This is a genomic window from Fictibacillus macauensis ZFHKF-1, assembly GCF_000269865.1.
In the GTDB taxonomy this organism is placed as follows: Bacteria; Bacillota; Bacilli; order Bacillales; family Fictibacillaceae; genus Fictibacillus_C; species Fictibacillus_C macauensis.
Map to the genome: position 1 here is coordinate 63,186 of NZ_AKKV01000025.1, position 21,339 is coordinate 84,524.

Below are 21,339 nucleotides of genomic sequence, written 5' to 3' on the forward strand. Positions count from 1 at the left end.
TCATCCTCTGTACTGGTTCACAGCAACCACCAGCTTTCTGAAACAAGAAGAACGCGCCTACTTCGCTCTGTTCGTCGCATTTTACGTTTATTAAAGATTCTAGTTTCTTTTTTACCATATTCCCGGTGCGCTGTCAATGAAACGAATTTTTTAAACTTTGCAAAAATCATTTCACGTTAGCACTCAACGTCTACTATTATGGTATAATACGTCCGATAGGAGGGAATTTACATATGTCTCATCTAAAGGAAGCACAAAAAAAGTGGAATAAGTTTCTTCATTTTCTTGAAGAAAAACGTATCCTTCAAAAAGCTGACAAGACATTTAAAGTTACATGGAACTCATTTTTAATTCTCATTGTTCTGCTTTTGTTCGGTGCGTGTTTCGCTGTTGGAGCGGGCGCAGGATACTTTGCTTCTCTTGTGCAAAAAGAGCCCGTACGTTCGTACAGCTCTATGAAACATCAAATCTTTAACTACGAAGAGACAAGCCGCATGTACTTTGCAAAGAATCAGCTGATTGGCAAGCTACGTGCCGATCTTGATCGTCAAGAAGTCTCATTAAAAAATATCTCACCCAACGTAACAAAGGCGGTTATTTCTACAGAAGATCGCAACTTCTACGAACACGATGGTATCGTTCCGAAAGCCATCTTCCGCGCCGTTTTTCAAGAAGTAAGTGCCTCTGACAGCCGGTCCGGCGGGAGTACCCTTACACAGCAGCTTATTAAAAACCAGATTTTAACGAATGAAGTTTCGTTTGATCGGAAAGCAAAAGAAATTCTGCTTGCTCTTCGTCTGGAAAAGGTGCTGAGTAAGAAAGAAATTTTAAATGCGTATTTAAACATCGTGCCATTTGGACGTAACTCTTCTGGTATGAATGTTGCCGGCATTCAAGCCGCGGCTCAAGGGGTATTTGGTGTAGATGCGAAAAACTTAACATTGCCACAAGCAGCCTTTTTAGCTGGGATGCCACAAAATCCATTTGTTTACACACCATTTACGAATAAAGGTGAAGTAAAAAAAGACCTCTCTCCTGGTGTGAACCGAATGAAAACGGTGTTAAACCGGATGCGAACACAAAAAGTTATTAGCGAAAAGCAATATAAGGATGCCATTACGTATAATGTTCGCAAAAATTTAACAACAAAAAAGAAATCGTCGTATGAAAAGTACCCGTACCTTAGCATGGAAATTGAGCGAAGAGCCGTTGATCTTCTCGCCCGAAAAGGTGCAGAAAAAGATGGCAAAAACTTCGATAAACTCGACAAAAAACTGAAACGTGATTATGAAGAAAATGCGACAAAGCAAATGCGTCAACAAGGTCTAAACATACACACAACGATCAATAAAGATGTGTATGAAGAGATGAATGCAGCCGCTAAAAAAGATTACCTTTTCGGCTCACCTCATTATGTTTCAAAAGAAAACAATAAAGGCAAAAAAGTGTCTGTTCTGGAACGTCAAGATACAGGCGCAATGCTTATTGAAAATCGTACGGGCGCGATTGTTGGCTTTGTTGGTGGTCGTAACTATGATCGTTCCAAAACGAATCACGCCACCCAGATGATTCGTCAAAATGGATCAACGATGAAACCTCTTTTAGATTATGCCCCAGCGATGGAACAAGGCAAAGTACAACCTGGGTCTATTTTAGAAGATAAGCCGCTGCAATTGGGCGGCTGGCAAGTGCATAACTTTGATGATCGTTATCACGGATTAATGACGGCTAGAACAGCTCTTGCTAAATCGTACAATACACCAGCTGTTCGTACGTATTTAAACTCAAATCAAGCCGAATCGTTTCATGCTTTAGAAAAAATGGGCTTCACTTCGCTTACCGACGAAGATCGCACGGCAAAAGCAGCGGCCATTGGCGGGATTCATTACGGGGTATCCGTTGAAGAAAACACGAATGCCTACGCAACTTTTGCGAATGGCGGAAACTTTGTGGATGCCTACTTAATTGATAAGATTGAAACGCAAGATGGCAAAGTGCTTTATCAACATAAAGTAAAACCTGTTCACGTTTTTTCACCACAAACGTCTTTCTTAATGCTTGATATGATGAGAGATGTGTTAAAACCAGGTGGAACCGCCTCACCAGTAGCTGGTAAGCTTGCCTTTTCAGCGGACTGGGCTGGTAAAACAGGGTCTACTCAGGAATACCGTGATTCTTGGTTCGTTGCAACTAATCCAAATGTAACACTCGGTGTATGGCATGGGTATGATAAGCCAGACTCAATCCCAACTGGAGAACGACAAATTAGCTTATCCCTTTGGGCCGCTTTTGCTAATGCCGCCTATAAAGCAGCACCATCGTTAGTCGCACCAAGCAGTCATTTTAACATGCCCGATGGAATTGTTCGCCGCGCCGTATGTGGTTCTGTTAAAGTATCCGGAGAGCTTTGTCTCGTCAAAGGACAACTTCGAACCGATCTGTTTAATACACGATTTGCTCAAGATCATGTGAAATTAGATACAGGTGAATATATTATTGCAAACGGCCAACGCTATAAAGCTGGGCAAGGAACACCGAAAGAATTTATTAAAAAAGGAGTGATCATCGGTGGTGAGCTCTATGGCAATGGCGCAGGTGGTGCGACGATGCCATACTCTTCTTCTCCGCTCGCCGATAACGGCAGAGCGCCTGGAGGAGTGATCGCTTCCTATAGTGCAGGAAAAGTATCGTGGAGCAAATCTGCAGATGCTGACGTCATCGGCTATCGCATCTATCAGGCGAGCAGTCCAAAAGGTCCTCTGAAAAAAGTGGGCAGTGTCACATCTGATCAAGCTTCATTCCCTGCTTCCACAGGAATTTATTACGTAACTGCGGTAGATGTATCTGGACATGAATCGAAACCATCTCCGCCTGTCACATCTGGAAAACCAACGAAACAACAACCACCAAAGAAAAAGAAAACACATTAATGACCTGAAACCCTCTTTTATTTACTGTCCTAGTAGATTAAAGAGGGTTTTTAAATGTGAAAAAAAAGATGTGTGTTTTCATAACCTCGAAAACACACATCTCTCTATTAATCTTCCATTGTTGATAAATCGCCTGTTGGCAAATCAAGCTCCCATGCTTTTAACACACGGCGCATGATCTTACCACTTCTCGTTTTCGGAAGCTTATCACGAAACTCAATTTCACGAGGCGCCGCATGCGCCGCTAACCCTGATTTAACAAAACTGCGAATTTCTTGAATTAACTCTTCATTTGGCGTGTACCCTTCACGCAACGCAATAAATGCTTTAATCACTTCTCCACGAACAGGATCCGGTTTACCAATTACCCCTGCTTCGGCAACGGCCGGATGTTCCACAAGCTTACTTTCCACTTCAAAAGGACCAACGCGTTCACCAGACGTCATAATAACGTCATCCACACGTCCTTGGAACCAAAAGTAGCCATCTTCATCCATATACGCAGAGTCTCCAGAAACATACCAGCCACCTGGTGTAAAATAAGAATCGTACTTTTGTGGATTGTTCCAAATCGAGCGCATCATCGAAGGCCAGCCACTTTTAATCGCTAGATTTCCCATTCGATTAGCTGGTAACACGTTATCTTGATCATCAATGATGGCTGCTACTATACCTGGAAACGGCTTGCCCATTGAACCTGGCTTAATTTCCATCGCTGGGTAGTTACTAATGAGTTGAGCTCCAGTTTCTGTCATCCACCAGTTATCATGAATGCGCAAATTAAATACTTTTACACCCCAGCGTACGACTTCCGCATTTAACGGTTCACCGACGGATAAAATATGGCGAAGCGAAGCAAGATCAAACTTCTTCACAATTTCATCGCCCGCTCCCATTAACATACGGAACGCGGTTGGCGCACTGTACCACACTGTAACACCATATTTCGCAATCGTTCCATACCAATCTTCTGGACTAAAACGACCGCCACGAATGACATTACTTGCGCCATTTAACCAAGGACCAAAAATACCGTACGATGTACCTGTCACCCAACCAGGGTCAGCTGTACACCAATACACATCTGAATCTTTTAAATCAAGGACCCACTTCGCCGTTTGATAATGTTGCAGCATCGCATTGTGAACATGAAGTACGCCTTTTGGTTTTCCTGTAGAGCCCGATGTATAGTGAAGAATTAAACCGTCTTCACGATCTACCCATTCAATCGCCAACTTCTTGTCTGCTTTTTCCATCCGTGAATGGTAGTCCACGATTGGGCCTTCTTCTTTTACATGCTCACCAATCAGCACCACATGCTTGAGGTGAGGTAGCTCACTAACAGGAACGCGCTCTAATAGCTCTGGCGTTGTCACAAGGACTTTCGCTTCCGAATCTTCTAAGCGATCGCGAACCGCTCCTTCCATAAAGGCTTCAAACAAAGGCCCTACGATGGCGCCTACTTTAATGGCACCAAGCAATGTAAAATATAGCTCTGGTGAACGTGGCATAAATATAAAGACGCGATCGCCTTTTTCCACATCTAACTGACGCAGCAAATTGCCTGCTTTATTGGAGTACTCTTGCATTTCTTTAAATGTATACTTCTCATCCCTCTTTTGATCAGAAAAATAGAGAGCTACTTTATTTTTTCGATCGCCTTGTGCATGACGATCAATGGCTTCATAGGCTAAATTGACCCGCCCCGTCTCATACCAGGAGAATTCTTTTTCGATAGTTGTCCAGTCAAATGATTCGTAGGCTGCTTGATAGTTCTCTAAATTAAAGTCACCTTTTATGCTCGGAAGCGCTTCCACTTTCATTGGTCAATCTCCTCCTACATCATAATATACATCCTTATTATACCACATTGCTTTTGAATTTTTGAACTCATTTGAATTGTCACATTTTAAGCGCTTTAAAATCACGTACAATAGCGCTTCTTTATGTATAATAGAGATGATCGAATTTTTTTAAAATAGGTGGTGTACGAATGATTCACAAGAAAACCTATAACTGTTTAGCGATGGACACTCCCGCTGGTAAAGTTGTGATTGAAGGGCCCATTTCCTCTGAACGACTTGCTTCCTATGAATTCCATCCTGGGCTTCACGCCTTTCGTCCACATAAAGAACAGCAGGCAGCACTTGTGGAAATTGCCAAGCTAGAAGAAGGGCGCATTATCATTGCCCGCAATAAAGACCTAATTATTGGCTATGTAACGTATGTCTATCCTGACCCTATGGAACGTTGGTCAGAAGGCAATATGGAAAATTTACTAGAACTCGGTGCCATTGAAGTGATTGCCGACTATCGCAACGCAAAAATCGGAAAAAATCTTTTAAAAGTTTCAATGATGGACGATGCGATGGAAGATTATATCATTATCACCACCGAATATTATTGGCATTGGGATTTAAAAGGAACCGGTTTATCGGTATGGGATTACCGCAAAGTTATGGAGAAGATGATGAACGCAGGTGGCTTAGAATATATGGCGACCGATGATCCTGAAATTAGTTCTCATCCTGCCAACTGTTTAATGGTTCGCATGGGCAAGCGTACAACGCTTGAAGATGCCCAAGCTTTTGACCGTATCCGCTTTCAAAATCGGTTTATGTATTAAGAAGTACCTCATCGTTGAAAGGAGCTTTTTAGTATGATTGTTCAAGATATGATGAATAAGAAACCAATCACCGCCGAGTCTCATACGACCATTAAAGAAGCCTTTATCTTGCTTCGTCATCATCACATTCGTCATCTGCCGATTGTCGACAGTGCTAAGCAATTGCTTGGCATCGTTTCTGATCGTGACTTACGCGATGCGAGTCCATCTATTTTTGATGGAGAAGATCATCAAGCAGCGTTTGAGCGTTCACTGTCTGAGGTTATGAAAAAAGATGTAATCTCAGCGCATCCACTTGATTTTGTGGAAGATACGTTAAGTACTTTCTATGATCAACAAATCGGCTGCCTTCCTGTCGTGGAGCATGGCCGCCTCGTTGGCGTTATTACAGAACGCGATATGCTGCATACACTCATTCAACTCACAGGGGCTCATCAGCCTAGCTCACACCTAGAAATCCGCGTAGAAAACATTGCTGGGAAACTGGCAGATGTGGCAAACCATATTAAGAAATATAAGATTAATATTAATAGCGTGCTCGTCTATCCGAGCAATGATGAGGAAGCGTATAAAATTATCGTCCTGCGCATCAATACAATGAATCCATTGCGCATAGCTAACGATCTTCGCGCACACGGCTATGACGTGCTTTGGCCACAAGAAGCGGAGTTATCGCAATGACGAAGCCGGCCTTCATTTACTCAACAGACATGCTAAACTATAAATTTAGTGATGGCCACCCATTTAATCAGCTGCGTGTAAAACTAACGTATGATTTGCTGAGCGCTTCTGGGTTGTTATCTAACGAACAAATCATTGCACCAAGAATAGCAACTGATCAGGAAATTGCGCTTATTCATGACGTCTCGTACATTGAAGCCGTCAAAAAAGCGGGCGCAGGAACATTAAATGAAGCGGTAGCCGCGAACCATGGCCTTGGTACAGAAGATACGCCTATTTTTCCGCGTATGCACGAAGCAAGTGCCCTTATTACAGGAGCAACGTTAACCGCCTGCGATCTTGTCATGGAGGGAAAAGCCACCTACGCCTTTAATCCAAGCGGAGGGCTTCACCATGGCTTTCGAGGTAAAGCCTCTGGTTTTTGTATATACAACGACAGTGCTGTTGCCATTGAATATTTAAAACGTAACTATGGTGTTAAAGTACTGTATGTGGATACGGATGCGCATCACGGAGATGGGGTTCAATGGGCCTTTTATGAAGATGAACGTGTTTGCACGCTATCCCTTCATGAAACCGGTCGTTACTTATTTCCTGGTACAGGTAGTGTGATGGAAAAAGGACAAGGAGACGGCTACGGCTATTCATTTAACATCCCTGTTGATGCGTTTACAGAAGATGAATCGTGGCTTCAGCTTTATACGACGTCACTACAAGAAGTAATGGACTATTTCCAGCCAGATGTAATCATGACTCAAAATGGCGCCGATGCTCACTACTTCGATCCACTGACACATCTATCCGTTACGATGGATACATATAAAGCCGTGCCAAAACTAGCGAAAGCGCTTGCAGATCGCTATTGTCAAGGACGCTGGATTGCTACCGGTGGTGGAGGCTATGATATATGGCGTGTTGTCCCCCGTGCCTGGAGCTATATATGGGCCGTTATGAACGAACAAGCACCAACAGGCAACTTGCCTATCGAGTGGTTACAAACATGGCAAAAAGAAGCGCCTGTACAGCTTGTAACGACATGGGAAGATGCGCCAGGTATGTATAAGCCCATTCCGCGTAAACAAGAGATTACCGACAAAAATAACCTAACCCTTGAAAAAGCACTGTTCCATATTCGTCCTTATCATAAAAAAACCTGATCAACAATGGCTGATCAGGTTTTTCATTATAACTTTTTAATCATTTCTTCGACAATATGTGACGAGCGTTGAGCAGCAAGCTTTGTAAATTCTGTGAAATTAACCGTCGCTTCACTGTTTGCTTTGTCAGAAATTGAACGAACAATAACAAAAGGAATTTCATTTAAATAACAGACTTGCGCAACAGCTGCCCCTTCCATTTCAATGCAGCTTCCTTGAAATTGTTCATGATAGGTAGCCACTAGCTCACCATCAGCAATAAATTGATCACCGCTTAGTATACGTCCTCGTACAACAGCCACATCACCTAACGACTGTGCCGCATCATCCGCTAACTGAATTAAATGCTCATTTGCTATAAAATCAGAAGGGTGATCAAACATTGGAATTGTACCTTGCGGATACTGTGCAGATAATTTTGAGGCATCCATATCATGCTGAATAGCACTCGTTGAGATAACGATGTCACCAATGTCTAGAGATGGGTCCACCGCACCTGCAACCCCTGTAAAGATGATATGTGTAACTTGAAACCGGTCAACTAATAGTTGTGCAGCAATGGCTGCATTCACTTTACCAACACCTGATTTACAAAGAACAACCTCTTGATCGAAGTACGTTCCTTCATAAAATGTTGTTTGCGCATAGAGACATTGTCCATAAAAATCAAACACGTGTTTCATGGAATGAATTTCTTCATCCATCGCCCCAATGATCCCAATTCTCACCGTTCTTCCCCCTCTAAGGTGTCTTAGCTGTTATTTTTTGTGCTGCCTCTAAACTGAATGCGGTGCGGAAGAACGACCGTATTTTCATCCACTTGTTCTTTATTCATAAGCTTTGTTAATAAACGCATGGCCACGGCACCAATATCATACATTGGTTGCACAACAGTTGATAACGTTGGACGAACCATCGTAGCAAGACGCGTATTATCAAAACCGATTACTTCTAAGTCTTCAGGCACCGATAAACCTTGATCTTGTGCGCCATGAATAACGCCTAACGCCATTTCATCTGTTCCGACAAAGATTGCAGAAGGCATCGTTCCGCTTTCTAAAAACGTTTCAACAGCTTCAATCCCAGAATCATACGTATAGTCACCAACGAAAACCTGCTTTTCGTCTACCTTTTTGCCCGCATCTTCCATTGCTTTACGGAAGCCAGTAAACTTATGATAGCCGTTTATTGGATCTTCAAGTGGACCTGTTACCATCGCTACCGATTCGTGACCACCTTGTAGCAGGTGTTCAACTGCTTCATACACCGCTTTTTGATAATCAATATTAACAGACGGAATTTCTTCATTCATATCAACAGTTGCTGCCATTACAATCGGAACAGGTGATTTTTTAAATTCTTCCACATGCTCATCTGTAATTTTTCCACCCATAAAGACAATGCCGTCTACTTGCTTACCAAGTAACGTATTTAACAGGTGAATTTCTTTTTCTTTATTTTGATCCGAGTTACACAAAATAATATTGTACTTGTACATAGTCGCAATATCCTCAATACCTCGCGCTAATTCAGCAAAGAAAATACTGGAAATATCAGGGATAATAACGCCAACTGTCGTTGTTTTCTTACTTGCTAACCCTCGAGCTACTGCGTTTGGACGATAGCCTAGACGTTCAATTGCCTCTAATACTTTCTTTCGTGTTGACGGTTTTACATTTGGGTTTCCGTTAACGACACGAGAAACAGTTGCCATAGAAACGCCTGCTTCGCGAGCCACATCATAAATAGTTGTATTCAAAATAATCCTCCTTGTAATTCCACAATCCAGACAGGTTATGTAATGTTATTGATATCATACAGTAAAGCACCGTTGTAGGCAATAAAAGCAGTGCTTCAAAGAAAAATCGCTAACCAATCTGGGTTTTACCTTCTTTTTTTATAGTTTTTACCACGGATTCTTTTACCATTCACACTTTTTTCATGAAAATAACTCTCCAGTCATACTGAAGAGTTATCATAATTTACTTATTGAATTGTTCTTGCAGTGCACCGTATGTAATGGACCAATGAGAAGTCGTCCATGTAACGTGCCCTTGTTCAAAAAGCAATACTTGTGGTGATTCATGTTTCACACCGTACATTTCGGCAATCTCATTTGATAACGGCCGAGCTTCTTGAACATTTAAATAATACAGCACCGCTTCTTGATCTTGTGCAAATTTCTGATACTCTGAAAAAGCATTGTGGCTAATTGGACACGTCGTGCTATTTTTCATAAGCAACACTTTCCCACTGTTTTCTAGCCCTTTTTGCAACGCAGGCATATCATTAATTTTTTCTAACGACATCGTATTCTCTCCTTATCTTTCGAAAAAACGGAGCAGGACATTGGTCCTTCTCCGTTCGGTACTCTGAAGTCTATTATTTTTGCTTCACAAGTTCCTCTTCTGATTTCATTTCAGTAGCCATTTCACTCATAGCAGATGCGCTTTCATCAAGAACTTCTGCTCCTTTATTGCGCCAATTATCAATATCACGACGAAGGCTTTGCGAAAGCTCTTTTACTTTGCCCGCTACTTGCGTGGATTGCTCTGTCACAGCTTTAGCAATCGTAGACGATTTATCCTTAGCAATGCTCGTCCACTCGCTACCTTTATCCATAACCGTTGACGCTTGTTCATTAATATCGCTTCTTAATTCTTTACCGCTTTTCGGTGCTAGTAGCAGTGCAGAAGCTGCACCAACAAACCCACCGATCAACGCTCCAATTAAAAAATCTTTGCTATTAATGCCTGCATTATTATTGTTGTTATTATTCTCGCTCATTTTAACTCCCCCTATTCGTAGTGTCGCTCTTTTTCTAGTTCATGTGTAGCTTTGCGCATTTTCCACTTTTCCCACAATTGCATGGCAGCATTTCCCCATTGTACGGCTTGGGTAATATTTTCAGATTGATGATCCGCCCCTGCAGAGATCTTATCCGTTACTTTACGAACGGACTGATTGACAGTGCGGATGGACGTTCCTACTTCTTGTACCGCTGTAAATACCGTATTTAGAGAATCGGCTTTCGATTGAACATCATCTGCCAATCGGTTCGTTTTGTGAAGAAGCTCTGCTGTTTCTTTCGTAATACCTGTCATTTGCGTTTCAAGTCCGTCTAATGTCTTAGCCACATTATCCAGTGTTAACTGCAATGATTTTAATGTGCGCGATAAGAAATACACGAGTACAGCAAATGCGAGGGCAACTACGGCTACACTCACTGGGATAATAATGTTCATGTTCCTACGACACCTCCTGAGTAATTAGTTAAAAAAATACCCTATCCCCGTAAAACTAAAACATGTATCCTACTATTCTATAACTTTTTACGAAATCCTGCATCACCTAAGCAGTTACAAGATTACAAATCGTTTTAATTGCGTTAAACTATAAGAGTACGGCATTTATTTTATAAGGGGGAACTATTCATGAAAGATCCACGTATTGAAACGCTTGCGAAAAATCTCATTACATATTCTGTGAACTTGCAAAAAGGTGAAAAAGTTCTAATTGAAAACTTCGGCTTTCAAAAAGAGCTAGTCAACGCACTTGTTAAAGAAGCATACGCTGCAGGTGGTCATCCATTCGTTCTTTTGAAAGATCACTCCGTCATGCGTGAACAGTATATGAGCGCATCTCAAGAGCAAATGGAAATGATGGCAAAGCATGAAGGGGATCTTATGTCGCAAATGGATGCTTATATCGGTCTTCGTTCTGGAGACAATATTAGCGAGCTATCTGATGTCCCTTCTGAGCAAATGGCTCTTTATGAAAAAACAATTCAAGCGATGCACCGTGAAATTCGCATTAAGAAAACAAAATGGGTCGTTCTTCGTTACCCAAATGCAGCGATGGCGCAACTAGCGAGCATGAGCACAGAAGCATTTGAGGACTTCTACTTCCAAGTATGTAACCTTGATTATGGCAAGATGGATGAAGCGATGAAATCACTTGAAGACTTAATGAACAAAACGGATAAAGTCCAACTGAAAGGACCGGGAACTGACTTAACATTCTCTATTAAAGACATTCCTGCTGTTCGTTGCGCGGGCGCAAATAACATTCCAGACGGAGAAGTATTTACCGCTCCTGTTCGTGATTCCGTGAACGGAACGATTTCTTACAATACACCGTCTCCATACCAAGGCTTTACATTTGAAAACGTATCGCTTACGTTTGAAAACGGAAAAATTGTCAATGCGACTGCCAATGATGCTGAACGCATTAACAAAATTTTCGATACAGATGAAGGCGCACGTTACATTGGTGAATTTGCTATTGGTGTGAACCCATTCATTCAACATCCAATGAAAGATATTTTATTTGACGAAAAAATCGATGGCAGCTTCCACTTCACACCAGGAATGGCGTATGAAGAAGCAAATAACGGCAACGTTTCCGATATTCACTGGGATATGGTCATGATTCAACGCCCTGATTATGGCGGCGGTGAAATCTACTTTGACGACGTGCTCATTCGCAAAGATGGCCGTTTCGTATTGCCAGAGCTTGAAATGCTTAATCCCGAAAATCTTAAATAATATGAAAAAAACGTCGGTGTATACACCGACGTTTTTTTTACCCTATTTTAGAATCAGCGTCTTCCACATGTTGCTCGTAAGACTTTTGAAACTTTTGAATATCGCCTGCACCCATAAAGAGTAGAATGGCGTCTTTATGCTTTGTTAGCACCTGAACATCCTCTTCTTTTAAAAGCTGGGCGTTTGGAATTTGATCTTGTAAATCTTTAATCGTTAGCGTGCCTGCATTTTCGCGAGCAGAGCCAAAAATATCACATAAGTAAACAGCATCTGCCTTTTTTAAGCTTTCGCCAAACTCATGTAAGAATGTTTTCGTGCGCGTAAACGTATGCGGTTGGAAAATCGCTACTACTTCGCGCTCTTTATATTTATACTGCGTAGCCTCGATCGTCGCCGAAATTTCAGTTGGATGATGGGCGTAATCATCAATAAGTACTTGACTGCCAAATGGTTTTTCTGAATAGCGTCGTTTCACGCCACCAAATGTCTTTAAATGCGCTTCTACAATTGTCGGTGCGACATTTTCAAAATGACAAATAGCAATAACAGACAACGCATTTAATATGTTATGCGTACCGTACGTTGTGATTGTAAATGTATGATGAAACTCGTTATTCATATACACATCAAACGTCGTTCCGTGTTCATGACGATTGACATTACGCGCTTGAACATCATTATGATCGCCAAAGCCATAACGCGTCACAGGAACATCTGTCTTAAACGTTTGCAAGTGCGGATCATCTCCACAAGCAATAATGCCTTTTTTTACTTTTGCTGCCATTTCTTCAAATGCCGAAATCACATCATCTAAATCTTTAAAGTAATCTGGATGATCGAAATCAATATTCGTAATAACAGCATAAGCCGGCTCATACGAAAGAAAATGACGACGATATTCGCATGATTCAAAGACAAAATATTTGCTATCAGGAACACCTTTTCCAGTGCCATCGCCAATTAAATAACTCGTAGGTTCAGCACTTCCTAAAACGTGAGCAAGCAGCCCTGTCGTTGAGGTTTTTCCATGTGAACCCGTGACAGCAATGCCTGTATATTTTTTAACGAAGTCTCCGAGAAAATGATGATAACGATACAGAGGCAGTCCTAGTTCGCGCGCAGCAACAATTTCCTCGTGATCATCGCTAAAAGCATTACCGGCAATAATCGTTTGTCCTTCTTTAATATTGTTTTTGTCAAATGGGAGAATGGTAATGTTTCGTTGTTCAAGCGCTAGTTGCGTAAAGAAATATTTCTCATAATCTGAACCTTGAACATCATACTTCATATCATGAAGTATTTGCGCGAGTGCGCTCATCCCAGTCCCCTTAATTCCCACAAAGTGATAATGTGTCATAGTAAGACCTCCACAATCGAAACCCTTTAGTGAATTGTCCAGTGAGGACGATCCATTTTTCCAAGGCCAATTTTCTGTCAGTATATGCCCGCTGAAACAATTATGATCATTTCAGCAGATCTCGTATTCCATCTTTCCATTATAGCAAAAAAACAACGTGTTCTCTATGCTTTCCTTTCAAGCGCCTTAAGCATCCATCGTCACTTCTTCTTCTACTCTTTCTAAACGAGGATTGTGACGGTAATAACGACCTGCTTTCGCTTGATGTTTGCCATGCATGCGCACATTATCGCCAGTAAAGCTTGTCGTAATTTTCAACAAATTACTGCCAACGCCATACATATCAACAGGTACACCATTGCGCTCGAATTGCGTAATTCTCTCTTCTGTAAAACCACCACTTACGACAATCTTAACGTGTTGGTAACCATCTTGATCTAACGCCTTGCGTAGCGCAAACACAAGCTCTGGATTAACGCCGCGTGGATCAAAGCTTCCTAACTCCTCATGATTGCGGAAAAAGTATTGATCGACCATCGTGCGTGACGTATCGATGCGCACACCTTTTAAATCAGCGCCAAAAGCTTGCGCTACTTTAAGGGCATCCGTAATCACATCATTATTGTAATCAACAAGCGCAATGAGTTCATCGTTTGGATAGGTTTCTTGATAGGCTTTCGTTGCAGCAACAATATCCCCGCCGAACAGTTGAAGAAGAGCATGTGGCATCGTACCCATTCCTTCTTTTCCCCACCATTCACTCATCGCATGCGTCGCTTGTGCTGTCGATCCACCCATGTAAGCCGCGTAGCCGTCTCCTGCTTGTTGGGCAAAGTGATCATCGCGGTCTCCCATGAAAATAACCGGCTTTTGTACACCAGAAATACTAGCTGCCTTTACAACATTATAGACGTTCGTCGCTACGGACGTGCGGCGCGCTAGAATGCCATCAATCATTCCTTCTAAAAAGCCAAAGTTTTGATATGGACCGGTAATCGTCAGAACCGTTTCAAATGGAGCGATGCGGTCACCATCTTTTAATGAATAAATTTCTAATTCATGCGGATTTTTTGCAAACGTATGGATGAGCGCAATCGCTTCATCTGTACCGCATAATACCGCATCTTTTTTTTGAAAAAACTGCATTGTTACTGAATTATCTTCCTGATAACGATTCACAATTTCACACGTTTTCAAAAAATAGACAGCAGAAAACCAACCGTCTCCTACGCGTTCATCAAATTTAAATGTTTTATTAGTAAGACGTTTTATTTTTCCTTGTAGCTTCAATTCAATTTCTTTCATACCTGTACTCCTCGTCATCCCCTAAAAGAAATGTAAACCTTTTATAAGTGGAATCCACTTATCCTACCTTATAATATAGAACTCCTCTTCAGAAAACAAGAAAATAACGCTGTTTTTCCGATGAAAACCCGTTCATCACGAACAAAAAAAAGACGAGAGCTACCACCGTGCATCGTCTCGTCTTCTTTTCCTAGCTATTAGGCTTCTTGTTCATGATACATTTTGTTTTCAAATTCTTCTGCTGTTAGTAGTACGCTTCGCGGCTTGCTTCCCATCGCTTCTGATACGAGCCCACATGCCTCCATCATTTCAACGAGACGGGCGGCGCGATTAAATCCAACCCGAAAGCGGCGCTGAATGCTAGAGGATGAAGCCGCACCAACGTCCAATACGTAGTAACATGCTTCTTCAAATAAATCATCTTCTGGATCAAATGCCTGACTAGAGTAGGATAGCTCTTCTTTTGTAAACAAATAGCTTGTTGGATATTGTTCTTTTACAAAAGTCGTTACGCGTTCAATCTCCTCATCTGATACGAAATTCCCTTGAATGCGTACCGCTTTACTAGAGCCATTTTCCATAAAGAGCATATCGCCTCGACCAAGCAATCGTTCCGCTCCGCTCATATCAAGAATGGTGCGTGAATCTACCGCCGAAGAGACGGCAAACGCTGCGCGGGTTGGAATATTGGCTTTAATTAAGCCTGTAATGACATCCACAGATGGACGCTGAGTAGCAAGCAATAAATGAATGCCACACGCCCGCGCTTTTTGAGCTATACGACAAATGGCTTCCTCAACATCGCCAGGAGAAACCATCATTAAATCAGCGAGTTCATCAATGACAACGACGATATAGGGCATTTTTTGGTCGTCATGTCTTTCTTCTTTCATCTTCTGATTGTAGCGTTTAATATCGCGAACAGCTGTCGCAGCAAAGCGCTCATAACGCCGTTCCATCTCTTCAACGGTCCACTTTAACGCGCTAGTCGCTTCTTTCGGATCTGTGATCACCGGTGTAACGAGATGAGGAATTTGATTGTACGGTGCAAGCTCTACCATTTTTGGATCAACAAGCAATAATCGCACCTCTTCGGGAGACGCTTTATACATAAGTGAAACGAGAATGGAGTTAATGCAAACACTTTTCCCTGATCCAGTTGCTCCAGCAATCAGTCCGTGCGGCATTTTCTGCAAATCGGTCACGACGGGCTGACCAGAAAGATCAAGTCCAAGCGCTACCGTTAGTGGTGAATCACTCTGTTGAAATTCGGGACTTTCGAGTATTTCTCGTAAATAAACGGCCTGACTGAAGCGATTAGGCACTTCAATCCCAATCGTATTTTTACCTGGGATTGGCGCTTCAATACGAATGTCTTTTGCAGACAAACTTAATTTAATATCATCGCTTAAGTTCGTGATTTTATTGACTTTAACGCCTGGAGCCGGATGCACTTCTAAGCGAGTTACAGAAGGTCCCTTCGTCATATTCACAACTTCAGCATTCACGTTAAAGTTATCTAACGTCATTTGCAATAAATCTCGTTGTTCTTCCATCCACACACTATCATCTTCTGTTTCAATCGGTGGAGCATGTAAAAAGCTTAGTGTTGGAAACGACGGGTCATCCCATGAAGATTCTGGTGTCGTTAAGGGTGCACGTGACTCTGTCACAGGTGCGTTGATAACGGGCGGTGCTTCCGTTACAGGTTCGGGTTCGGGCGAACGCATTTCTGTGACAACACCTTGTTTCTTACTCTCTCGTTTCCGATCGTTTTTTAACATTAACACATTAAATGGTACATAAGTCCCGCCACGCTTAGGCTGTTGTTGTTGTAGTTTTGGTGCTGGTGGTTCTTCTAACGGCGGTACTTCAGTCACGCGTTCGGCAACGGTTTCGGGTGCTTGTACACTAGGTGGATCTACGCTGACAACGTCCTCTTCTTCATGTTCAATGAGCATCAGTTTCGGCCGATCTTGCTCTTCTTCAAGAGATTGTGGGACTTCACGCGCAATGATGACATCGTCACTCGACACGTCGGGGAGCACTAATGACTCTTGCTGCTCTGTATCTGTTAGTTCTAGTAGCGGAGCCGATCTTGTTTCGTCGTTCGGTAGCAAAACGGTTGGTTCTGCTACTGGCGGCATCGGTGCTTTTTTTTGCAGTTCAGATGCTTTCCACAACCCTGGATTTAAAATGGTATCGGGCGAGCGATCACGATAGCCATAAATAGGGGATGGGACTTCGGACGGTTTAAAGTGACTTTTCGGACGACTTTCGTACAATGAACGCGTTGAAGAATCTTGTACAGGCTGCGTTTGTCTATTCTCATGAGGCATAGGCGTCTCTTGCTGTGAACGGAGTTCTTGACGCTTAGAGAACCCGTACACCGGCGATGGAATTTGTGACGGCTGAAACGGTCGTTTTTCTACTTTCGGTTCCGGTTTGCTTATCGTTTCATTTTCCACCGTCAACGCTCGCTCTTGAGAAGCCGTTGAACGCCGTTCACTTTCGTGTCCAATATGCTCATCATCGCCAATGAGGGGAAAACGAAAATTCCCTTCCGGATAGCGACTCACCATTTTTGCTGATGCACTATGCTGGCTACTCTGAAACCGACCAACGCTACGTTTTGTTTGTGATTTTTCCGTTTCTTTTCTCGGCGTATGTACTTCTTCTTCATCTTCGGAAGGTTCTTCGACAAACATTAAGTTCATTAATTTCTTTAGCCAACTCATAGCATCACCTTCTTTTCCCAATTGTTTTATTACTATTATTGTAGCGGAAGTTTGGCTTTTATTTAAGAATAAATTCCAACAAATGAAAAAAAGATAAAAACCACTAGCCTATCGTCTAGCGGATCGCTGTTTTCTTCTCAATTTTTTAGATCATCAACAAAAAGGTTGCATCATAAAAGTTCGGGCTCGCTTCGTCTTTTATGACGGACGCGAGCCCTGTTGTTTCTCTATTCTTCTACTGGCTTGTTTTTTGCAAGAATGAAAATCGGATCCAACGTACTATTTTCATAAATAAATGGTAGTGCCGTAACCGGTACGCGACCATTCATGAAAAATTGCATCGCCATTTGTGCTACAATATCATATCCTTGATTGTTACGAATATCAGCCAAAATAAGCACATCTTGATGAGGAACAGCAACTACCATCGTTCCTTGCATTTGCTTTGCCATTTCATCTAACCAAACCGTATTTAAAATGCGACTTGCATCGTAACCGTCGTTATGATTTAGAAAATAAAAGATATTTCCAGCTACCTCATCCTTTTTAAGAGAAGTCGTTAACGAACGGGCGTTAAACAGCGCAATTTCCTTCACTTGTTCTCTTTTTAAACCGTATTCCTGCATGAGTTTTTCTGTTAACAAACGATACGTTTTACCGAGATCAACAGCATAATAAATCGCCGTCTCCGCTGTATGCTCATCATAAATGAGCGGTTCATGTTCAGGTGTTTCTTTTGGAAATGACGTCGAACGAATGACGGGAAAAATTACTTTTTCGATAGCGCTCGTAACGGTTTTCGTCGCCGCAGTGAGCGCTTCCTCTACATGATAGACAAGCTCATCAATAAGCGCTTCTTTCTTTTGATCCCATTGCGCAGACAAGCCTGCTAACGATAAGGTAATCCCCTTTTTCGTTGTCACATCCTCGACACGAAACTCTTCTGTTTCCCGATCATAGGCCGTCGTCCATTGCGGACGTTGCAATCTCGCTTCTAGTTGTTTCTTTAATTTTAGTGATGTCACGATCGTTCCCTCCTCTTCTTTCTAGATATGAAAAAAACCTCCTAAAGCGGAGGTTTAAGGCGCAGATTAGTCTCGATTGTATTCGGCTACTACTTCTGTTCCAAGACCACCGCGTGCATTCCATGTAGCGGTAATTTTCATATGTTTTGGCTTAAGTAGCTGAACAAGATCGTCTAACATACGATTCGTTGCATGCTCTTGATAAATTCCAACGTTGCGGTAAGACGTTAAGTAATACTTTAGCGACTTCATTTCAACTAGCTCTTCACTTGGAATATAGCTAATAATAATGTCCGCGAAGTCTGGCAATCCTGACCATGGACAAACAGATGTAAATTCTGTCGTTGGAATCGTAACAAGTGTATCTTTTCCTACATATTCATATGGAATTGTTTCAAGAATATCTACAAGAATAACACTTTCATCTTCTATATCAAATCGAATACCTTCATACTTCTGATGGTTAACTTCTACTTTTGCCATAACTCTTGTAACGCCCTTTCTTTATTCGCTTTATAGTTACAAACTATAGTACATTTTATCATATTTTCTAGCGTTCTAGGCGTTAAACGATAAATTATTTAGAAAAGCTGTAATTTGTTCTTTTGTTTTACGTTGTTTATCAACATAGCGATCTATTTCTTCGCCGTTATGAAAAACAACAAAGCTTGGAATGCCAAAAATGTCTAGCTCTTGACATAGCTCAATATGCTGATCGCGATCTACATATAGAAATTGATACTGAGTAAATGCTTCTTCTATTTCTGGCAAAATAGGTTTAATAACTACACAATCTGGACACCAATCGGCTGAGAATACAACAACCGACGTTCCCGTGCTAATTGCCGTCTTAAATTCTTCATGACTTTGAATCATTTTCATCGTAACATCTCTCCTAAGTTCACATTCTTTCTTACAAAATAACAAACTTTATCTGAACAATCCAGTCATCTGCGCTTCTTCATCAACATTATACCCAAGAATCCGATAATAGTAGTAAAGGGGGCTTTTGTTCATGACAATTAAACAAAAAATTAAAATGCTCATGATCGTAAGCGTGAGTTCATTATTACTAATGATGCTTTTTTCAGCTTACTATAGTTGGTCTAGCATTTCCGTACAAAAAGAAACCGCACACTTGCAACAATCGAACGAAGTAATGAAGGACTTTGATAACCGTTTTGCCGTCATTCGAGCAGGTGAGCAAAAATATTTACGTTCACCTTCTGCTAAGGAAGGGGAGGACATTTCTGCTAAAACAAGCAAGCTGCTTAACGATGTCGAACAGGTGGCAAAGAAAAGTGAGGCAACAACGGCTACATATTATAAAAAAATCGCTGAAAATATTAAAGACTATGGCGATCGTTTTGCTACGACGAGCAACATGGCTACCCAAATTGATTACTTACAACGAAAGATGATGAGCGTCTCTACTACAATTGAAAAACAACTAGCAAAGCGCTCCAATGAACAAGATTATCTTCGGTTTTTGCGCATGACTCGGAGTGAATATTCCTTTTATTTAGATCCAAATGACGATACAAAAAAACAATTATTACAGTACAGTAAAGCGCTCTTGAAAGATTTGCGTCAGTCCGTGAAAACCGCTAAAGAAAAATACGACCTAGAAAGCGCCCTTTTTTCCTACGATTCTTATGTCGGATCGATTTATGATACGAATCAGCAAATTGAACAAATGGTAGAGAACTTCGAGAACGCTTCTACTTCGATCCATGAAGCGATAAAAAAAATCGAAGGAAAAAGCAAACAGCAACAACAAGAGCAAAACGAAAAGCAAGAGCACATGAACACGCTGTTACGTTATTTAATGATTATTATTTTCCTAGTCGCCACTTCGGCTGCCATTACGGTCGGCTTTTACATGCTTCGTTCCATTCGTCGTTCGATTTCTTCGTTAAAAGAAGGAGCGATAAAAATCGGCAGCGGCTCGCTACAACATCGCGTCCTACCGATTGGCAACGATGAGATGAGTGAGCTAGCCTTTGCATTTAATACGATGGCTGAAAAGATGGAGCATAGCATTCGTGAAGTATCACTTGCCTCTGAACAACTTAGCAGCTCTTCTTACGACCTACTTAGCTTTTCTGAACAAACGGCTGCACAAACGGAAGATACAGCTGTTGCGATGCAAGATGTTGCGCACGGAGCGCAAACACAAGCCCTACATCTTCAAGAGAGCACACGCCTTCTAGAAGAGATGACCGCCGCCATTGATCATGCTACAGAAGCCTCTCAACGTATGGCCCATGAATCAGTAGAGGCACAAGATGCGGGCCAAGCAGGCCTTCATACGGTCACCTATTTAAAAGAGCATTCAGAGCGCTTTACATCGCTTTCTGTAGCGCTTATTGGACAAATTAATCATATTAGTGAGCGCACGAATGAAATACATAGCATCGTTCATTCCATACAAGAAATCGCGCGAAGCACCGATCTTCTCGCCTTAAACGCCGCCATTGAATCCGCACGTGCAGGAGAAGCAGGCCGCGGATTCTCAGTTGTTGCAAGCGAAGTCCGAAAGCTAGCTGAGCGCTCTAAAAACGAAGCGAAGCGCATTCAAAAATTAATTGCCTCCATTAGTACACAAATGAAGGAACTTACAACGGAAACGGTTCAGTTTGAAAAACAGAGCATCGATCAAAACCATTCGGTAGAAATGACTGAGCTTGTTTTTCAAACGGTTTCAAACTGCATATCGTCCATTCATGAACGCAATCAAATCGTTCAGCAAGCGATGAACAATGCGCAGCAAGCCAATCATACACTCGCTCATAACTTGCTTGAAGTAAGCGCCATTGCCCAGCAATCAGCGGCAAGTAGTGAACAAGTCAATGCTTCAAGTCAAAAGCAAAAAAACGATGTTCAACACATGAATGAAGCGGCTCATAATCTCCAATCTCTCGCAACCGTTTTACGAAACGAAGTGAACACCTATGAATAATCGCAAAAAAC

The 21,339-nt window shown here is 41.9% G+C and carries 18 protein-coding genes and 1 other annotated feature (1 of these 19 cut by a window edge); of the genes, 6 read left to right on the forward strand and 12 right to left on the reverse strand.

The window, feature by feature from the left end; translation table 11 throughout:
- Window positions 1–84 (reverse strand) — a binding site (T-box leader) (it extends 137 nt beyond the left edge of the window).
- Between the two features lie 149 nt (window positions 85–233).
- Window positions 234–2,930 carry a transglycosylase domain-containing protein gene (locus A374_RS09590; RefSeq protein WP_007202004.1) on the forward strand — a complete coding sequence of 899 codons (2,697 nt, stop codon included), beginning with the start codon at window positions 234–236 and terminating at the stop codon, window positions 2,928–2,930.
- Between the two features lie 107 nt (window positions 2,931–3,037).
- On the opposite strand, the gene acsA is transcribed toward A374_RS09590, so the two are convergent.
- Window positions 3,038–4,753, reverse strand: coding sequence for an acetate--CoA ligase (gene acsA, locus A374_RS09595; RefSeq protein WP_007202005.1), 1,716 nt, complete (start codon window positions 4,751–4,753; stop codon window positions 3,038–3,040).
- A 170-nt stretch (window positions 4,754–4,923) separates the two neighbouring features.
- Between acsA and A374_RS09600 the strand changes: the two genes are divergently transcribed.
- From A374_RS09600 to A374_RS09610, 3 genes are read left to right on the forward strand one after another with little or no spacing between them, the layout of a single operon-like run.
- Window positions 4,924–5,556 (forward strand): GNAT family N-acetyltransferase, encoded by a 633-nt coding sequence (locus tag A374_RS09600; RefSeq protein ID WP_007202006.1) that lies wholly within the window; start codon window positions 4,924–4,926, stop codon window positions 5,554–5,556.
- Window positions 5,557–5,589: 33 nt separating this feature from the next.
- Window positions 5,590–6,237, forward strand: coding sequence for an acetoin utilization AcuB family protein (locus A374_RS09605; RefSeq protein ID WP_007202007.1), 648 nt, complete (start codon window positions 5,590–5,592; stop codon window positions 6,235–6,237).
- Window positions 6,234–7,394: an acetoin utilization protein AcuC gene (locus A374_RS09610; protein ID WP_007202008.1), complete on the forward strand. Its 1,161-nt coding sequence runs from the start codon at window positions 6,234–6,236 to the stop codon at window positions 7,392–7,394. Before A374_RS09605 ends, A374_RS09610 begins: the two co-directional genes overlap by 4 nt.
- Before the next feature lie 26 nt (window positions 7,395–7,420).
- Here A374_RS09610 and A374_RS09615 read toward each other — a convergent pair whose 3' ends face one another.
- The 5 genes from A374_RS09615 to A374_RS09635 all read right to left on the reverse strand — a co-directional run bounded on the left by A374_RS09615 (window position 7,421) and on the right by A374_RS09635 (window position 10,639).
- Window positions 7,421–8,122 carry a 5'-methylthioadenosine/adenosylhomocysteine nucleosidase gene (locus A374_RS09615; protein ID WP_007202009.1) on the reverse strand — a complete coding sequence of 234 codons (702 nt, stop codon included), beginning with the start codon at window positions 8,120–8,122 and terminating at the stop codon, window positions 7,421–7,423.
- Between the two features lie 23 nt (window positions 8,123–8,145).
- Window positions 8,146–9,153 (reverse strand): catabolite control protein A, encoded by a 1,008-nt coding sequence (ccpA, locus tag A374_RS09620; protein WP_007202010.1) that lies wholly within the window; start codon window positions 9,151–9,153, stop codon window positions 8,146–8,148.
- Between the two features lie 223 nt (window positions 9,154–9,376).
- The gene (ytxJ, locus tag A374_RS09625; protein WP_007202011.1) at window positions 9,377–9,703 is read right to left on the reverse strand and encodes a bacillithiol system redox-active protein YtxJ; all 327 of its coding nucleotides are present in this window, start codon (window positions 9,701–9,703) and stop codon (window positions 9,377–9,379) included.
- A 73-nt stretch (window positions 9,704–9,776) separates the two neighbouring features.
- A complete protein-coding gene (locus tag A374_RS09630) occupies window positions 9,777–10,181 on the reverse strand; it encodes a YtxH domain-containing protein (RefSeq protein ID WP_007202012.1) in 405 nt (134 codons plus the stop codon).
- A gap of 11 nt (window positions 10,182–10,192) precedes the next feature.
- Complete coding sequence (locus A374_RS09635) at window positions 10,193–10,639, reverse strand: DUF948 domain-containing protein (RefSeq protein WP_007202013.1); 447 nt, start codon at window positions 10,637–10,639, stop codon at window positions 10,193–10,195.
- Window positions 10,640–10,828: 189 nt separating this feature from the next.
- On the opposite strand from A374_RS09635, the gene A374_RS09640 reads away from it, so the two are divergent.
- Window positions 10,829–11,941 carry an aminopeptidase gene (locus tag A374_RS09640; RefSeq protein WP_007202014.1) on the forward strand — a complete coding sequence of 371 codons (1,113 nt, stop codon included), beginning with the start codon at window positions 10,829–10,831 and terminating at the stop codon, window positions 11,939–11,941.
- 37 nt (window positions 11,942–11,978) lie between these two features.
- On the opposite strand, the gene murC is transcribed toward A374_RS09640, so the two are convergent.
- From murC to A374_RS09670, 6 genes are all read right to left on the reverse strand, one after another.
- Complete coding sequence (murC, locus tag A374_RS09645) at window positions 11,979–13,298, reverse strand: UDP-N-acetylmuramate--L-alanine ligase (RefSeq protein ID WP_007202015.1); 1,320 nt, start codon at window positions 13,296–13,298, stop codon at window positions 11,979–11,981.
- 186 nt (window positions 13,299–13,484) lie between these two features.
- Window positions 13,485–14,603, reverse strand: coding sequence for a nicotinate phosphoribosyltransferase (locus tag A374_RS09650; RefSeq protein ID WP_007202016.1), 1,119 nt, complete (start codon window positions 14,601–14,603; stop codon window positions 13,485–13,487).
- A 197-nt stretch (window positions 14,604–14,800) separates the two neighbouring features.
- On the reverse strand, window positions 14,801–17,341 hold the full coding sequence (locus A374_RS09655; protein ID WP_007202017.1) for a DNA translocase FtsK: 2,541 nt from the start codon (window positions 17,339–17,341) through the stop codon (window positions 14,801–14,803).
- Window positions 17,342–17,568: 227 nt separating this feature from the next.
- Complete coding sequence (locus tag A374_RS09660; protein WP_007202018.1) at window positions 17,569–18,366, reverse strand: DUF1444 domain-containing protein; 798 nt, start codon at window positions 18,364–18,366, stop codon at window positions 17,569–17,571.
- Window positions 18,367–18,432: 66 nt separating this feature from the next.
- Entirely contained in the window at window positions 18,433–18,849 is a 417-nt protein-coding gene (queF, locus tag A374_RS09665) for a preQ(1) synthase (protein ID WP_007202019.1), read from the reverse strand.
- Window positions 18,850–18,924: 75 nt separating this feature from the next.
- Complete coding sequence (locus tag A374_RS09670) at window positions 18,925–19,248, reverse strand: thioredoxin family protein (RefSeq protein WP_007202020.1); 324 nt, start codon at window positions 19,246–19,248, stop codon at window positions 18,925–18,927.
- 133 nt (window positions 19,249–19,381) lie between these two features.
- Here A374_RS09670 and A374_RS09675 point away from each other — a divergent pair, with 133 nt between their 5' ends.
- Window positions 19,382–21,328: a methyl-accepting chemotaxis protein gene (locus A374_RS09675; RefSeq protein WP_007202021.1), complete on the forward strand. Its 1,947-nt coding sequence runs from the start codon at window positions 19,382–19,384 to the stop codon at window positions 21,326–21,328.
- Window positions 21,329–21,339 lie beyond the last annotated feature (11 nt).

Excerpts from the sequence above, each read along its gene's own strand:
- murC (WP_007202015.1), bottom strand. The coding sequence starts at position 13,298 with ATGACACATTATCACTTTGTGGGAATTAAGGGGACTGGGATGAGCGCA.
- A374_RS09635 (WP_007202013.1), bottom strand. The coding sequence starts at position 10,639 with ATGAACATTATTATCCCAGTGAGTGTAGCCGTAGTTGCCCTCGCATTT.
- ytxJ (WP_007202011.1), bottom strand. The coding sequence starts at position 9,703 with ATGTCGTTAGAAAAAATTAATGATATGCCTGCGTTGCAAAAAGGGCTA.
- A374_RS09655 (WP_007202017.1), bottom strand. The coding sequence starts at position 17,341 with ATGAGTTGGCTAAAGAAATTAATGAACTTAATGTTTGTCGAAGAACCT.
- A374_RS09650 (WP_007202016.1), bottom strand. The coding sequence starts at position 14,603 with ATGAAAGAAATTGAATTGAAGCTACAAGGAAAAATAAAACGTCTTACT.
- A374_RS09640 (WP_007202014.1), top strand. The coding sequence starts at position 10,829 with ATGAAAGATCCACGTATTGAAACGCTTGCGAAAAATCTCATTACATAT.
- A374_RS09675 (WP_007202021.1), top strand. The coding sequence starts at position 19,382 with ATGACAATTAAACAAAAAATTAAAATGCTCATGATCGTAAGCGTGAGT.
- A374_RS09670 (WP_007202020.1), bottom strand. The coding sequence starts at position 19,248 with ATGAAAATGATTCAAAGTCATGAAGAATTTAAGACGGCAATTAGCACG.
- queF (WP_007202019.1), bottom strand. The coding sequence starts at position 18,849 with ATGGCAAAAGTAGAAGTTAACCATCAGAAGTATGAAGGTATTCGATTT.
- acsA (WP_007202005.1), bottom strand. The coding sequence starts at position 4,753 with ATGAAAGTGGAAGCGCTTCCGAGCATAAAAGGTGACTTTAATTTAGAG.
- A374_RS09610 (WP_007202008.1), top strand. The coding sequence starts at position 6,234 with ATGACGAAGCCGGCCTTCATTTACTCAACAGACATGCTAAACTATAAA.
- A374_RS09600 (WP_007202006.1), top strand. The coding sequence starts at position 4,924 with ATGATTCACAAGAAAACCTATAACTGTTTAGCGATGGACACTCCCGCT.
- A374_RS09605 (WP_007202007.1), top strand. The coding sequence starts at position 5,590 with ATGATTGTTCAAGATATGATGAATAAGAAACCAATCACCGCCGAGTCT.
- A374_RS09590 (WP_007202004.1), top strand. The coding sequence starts at position 234 with ATGTCTCATCTAAAGGAAGCACAAAAAAAGTGGAATAAGTTTCTTCAT.
- A374_RS09630 (WP_007202012.1), bottom strand. The coding sequence starts at position 10,181 with ATGAGCGAGAATAATAACAACAATAATAATGCAGGCATTAATAGCAAA.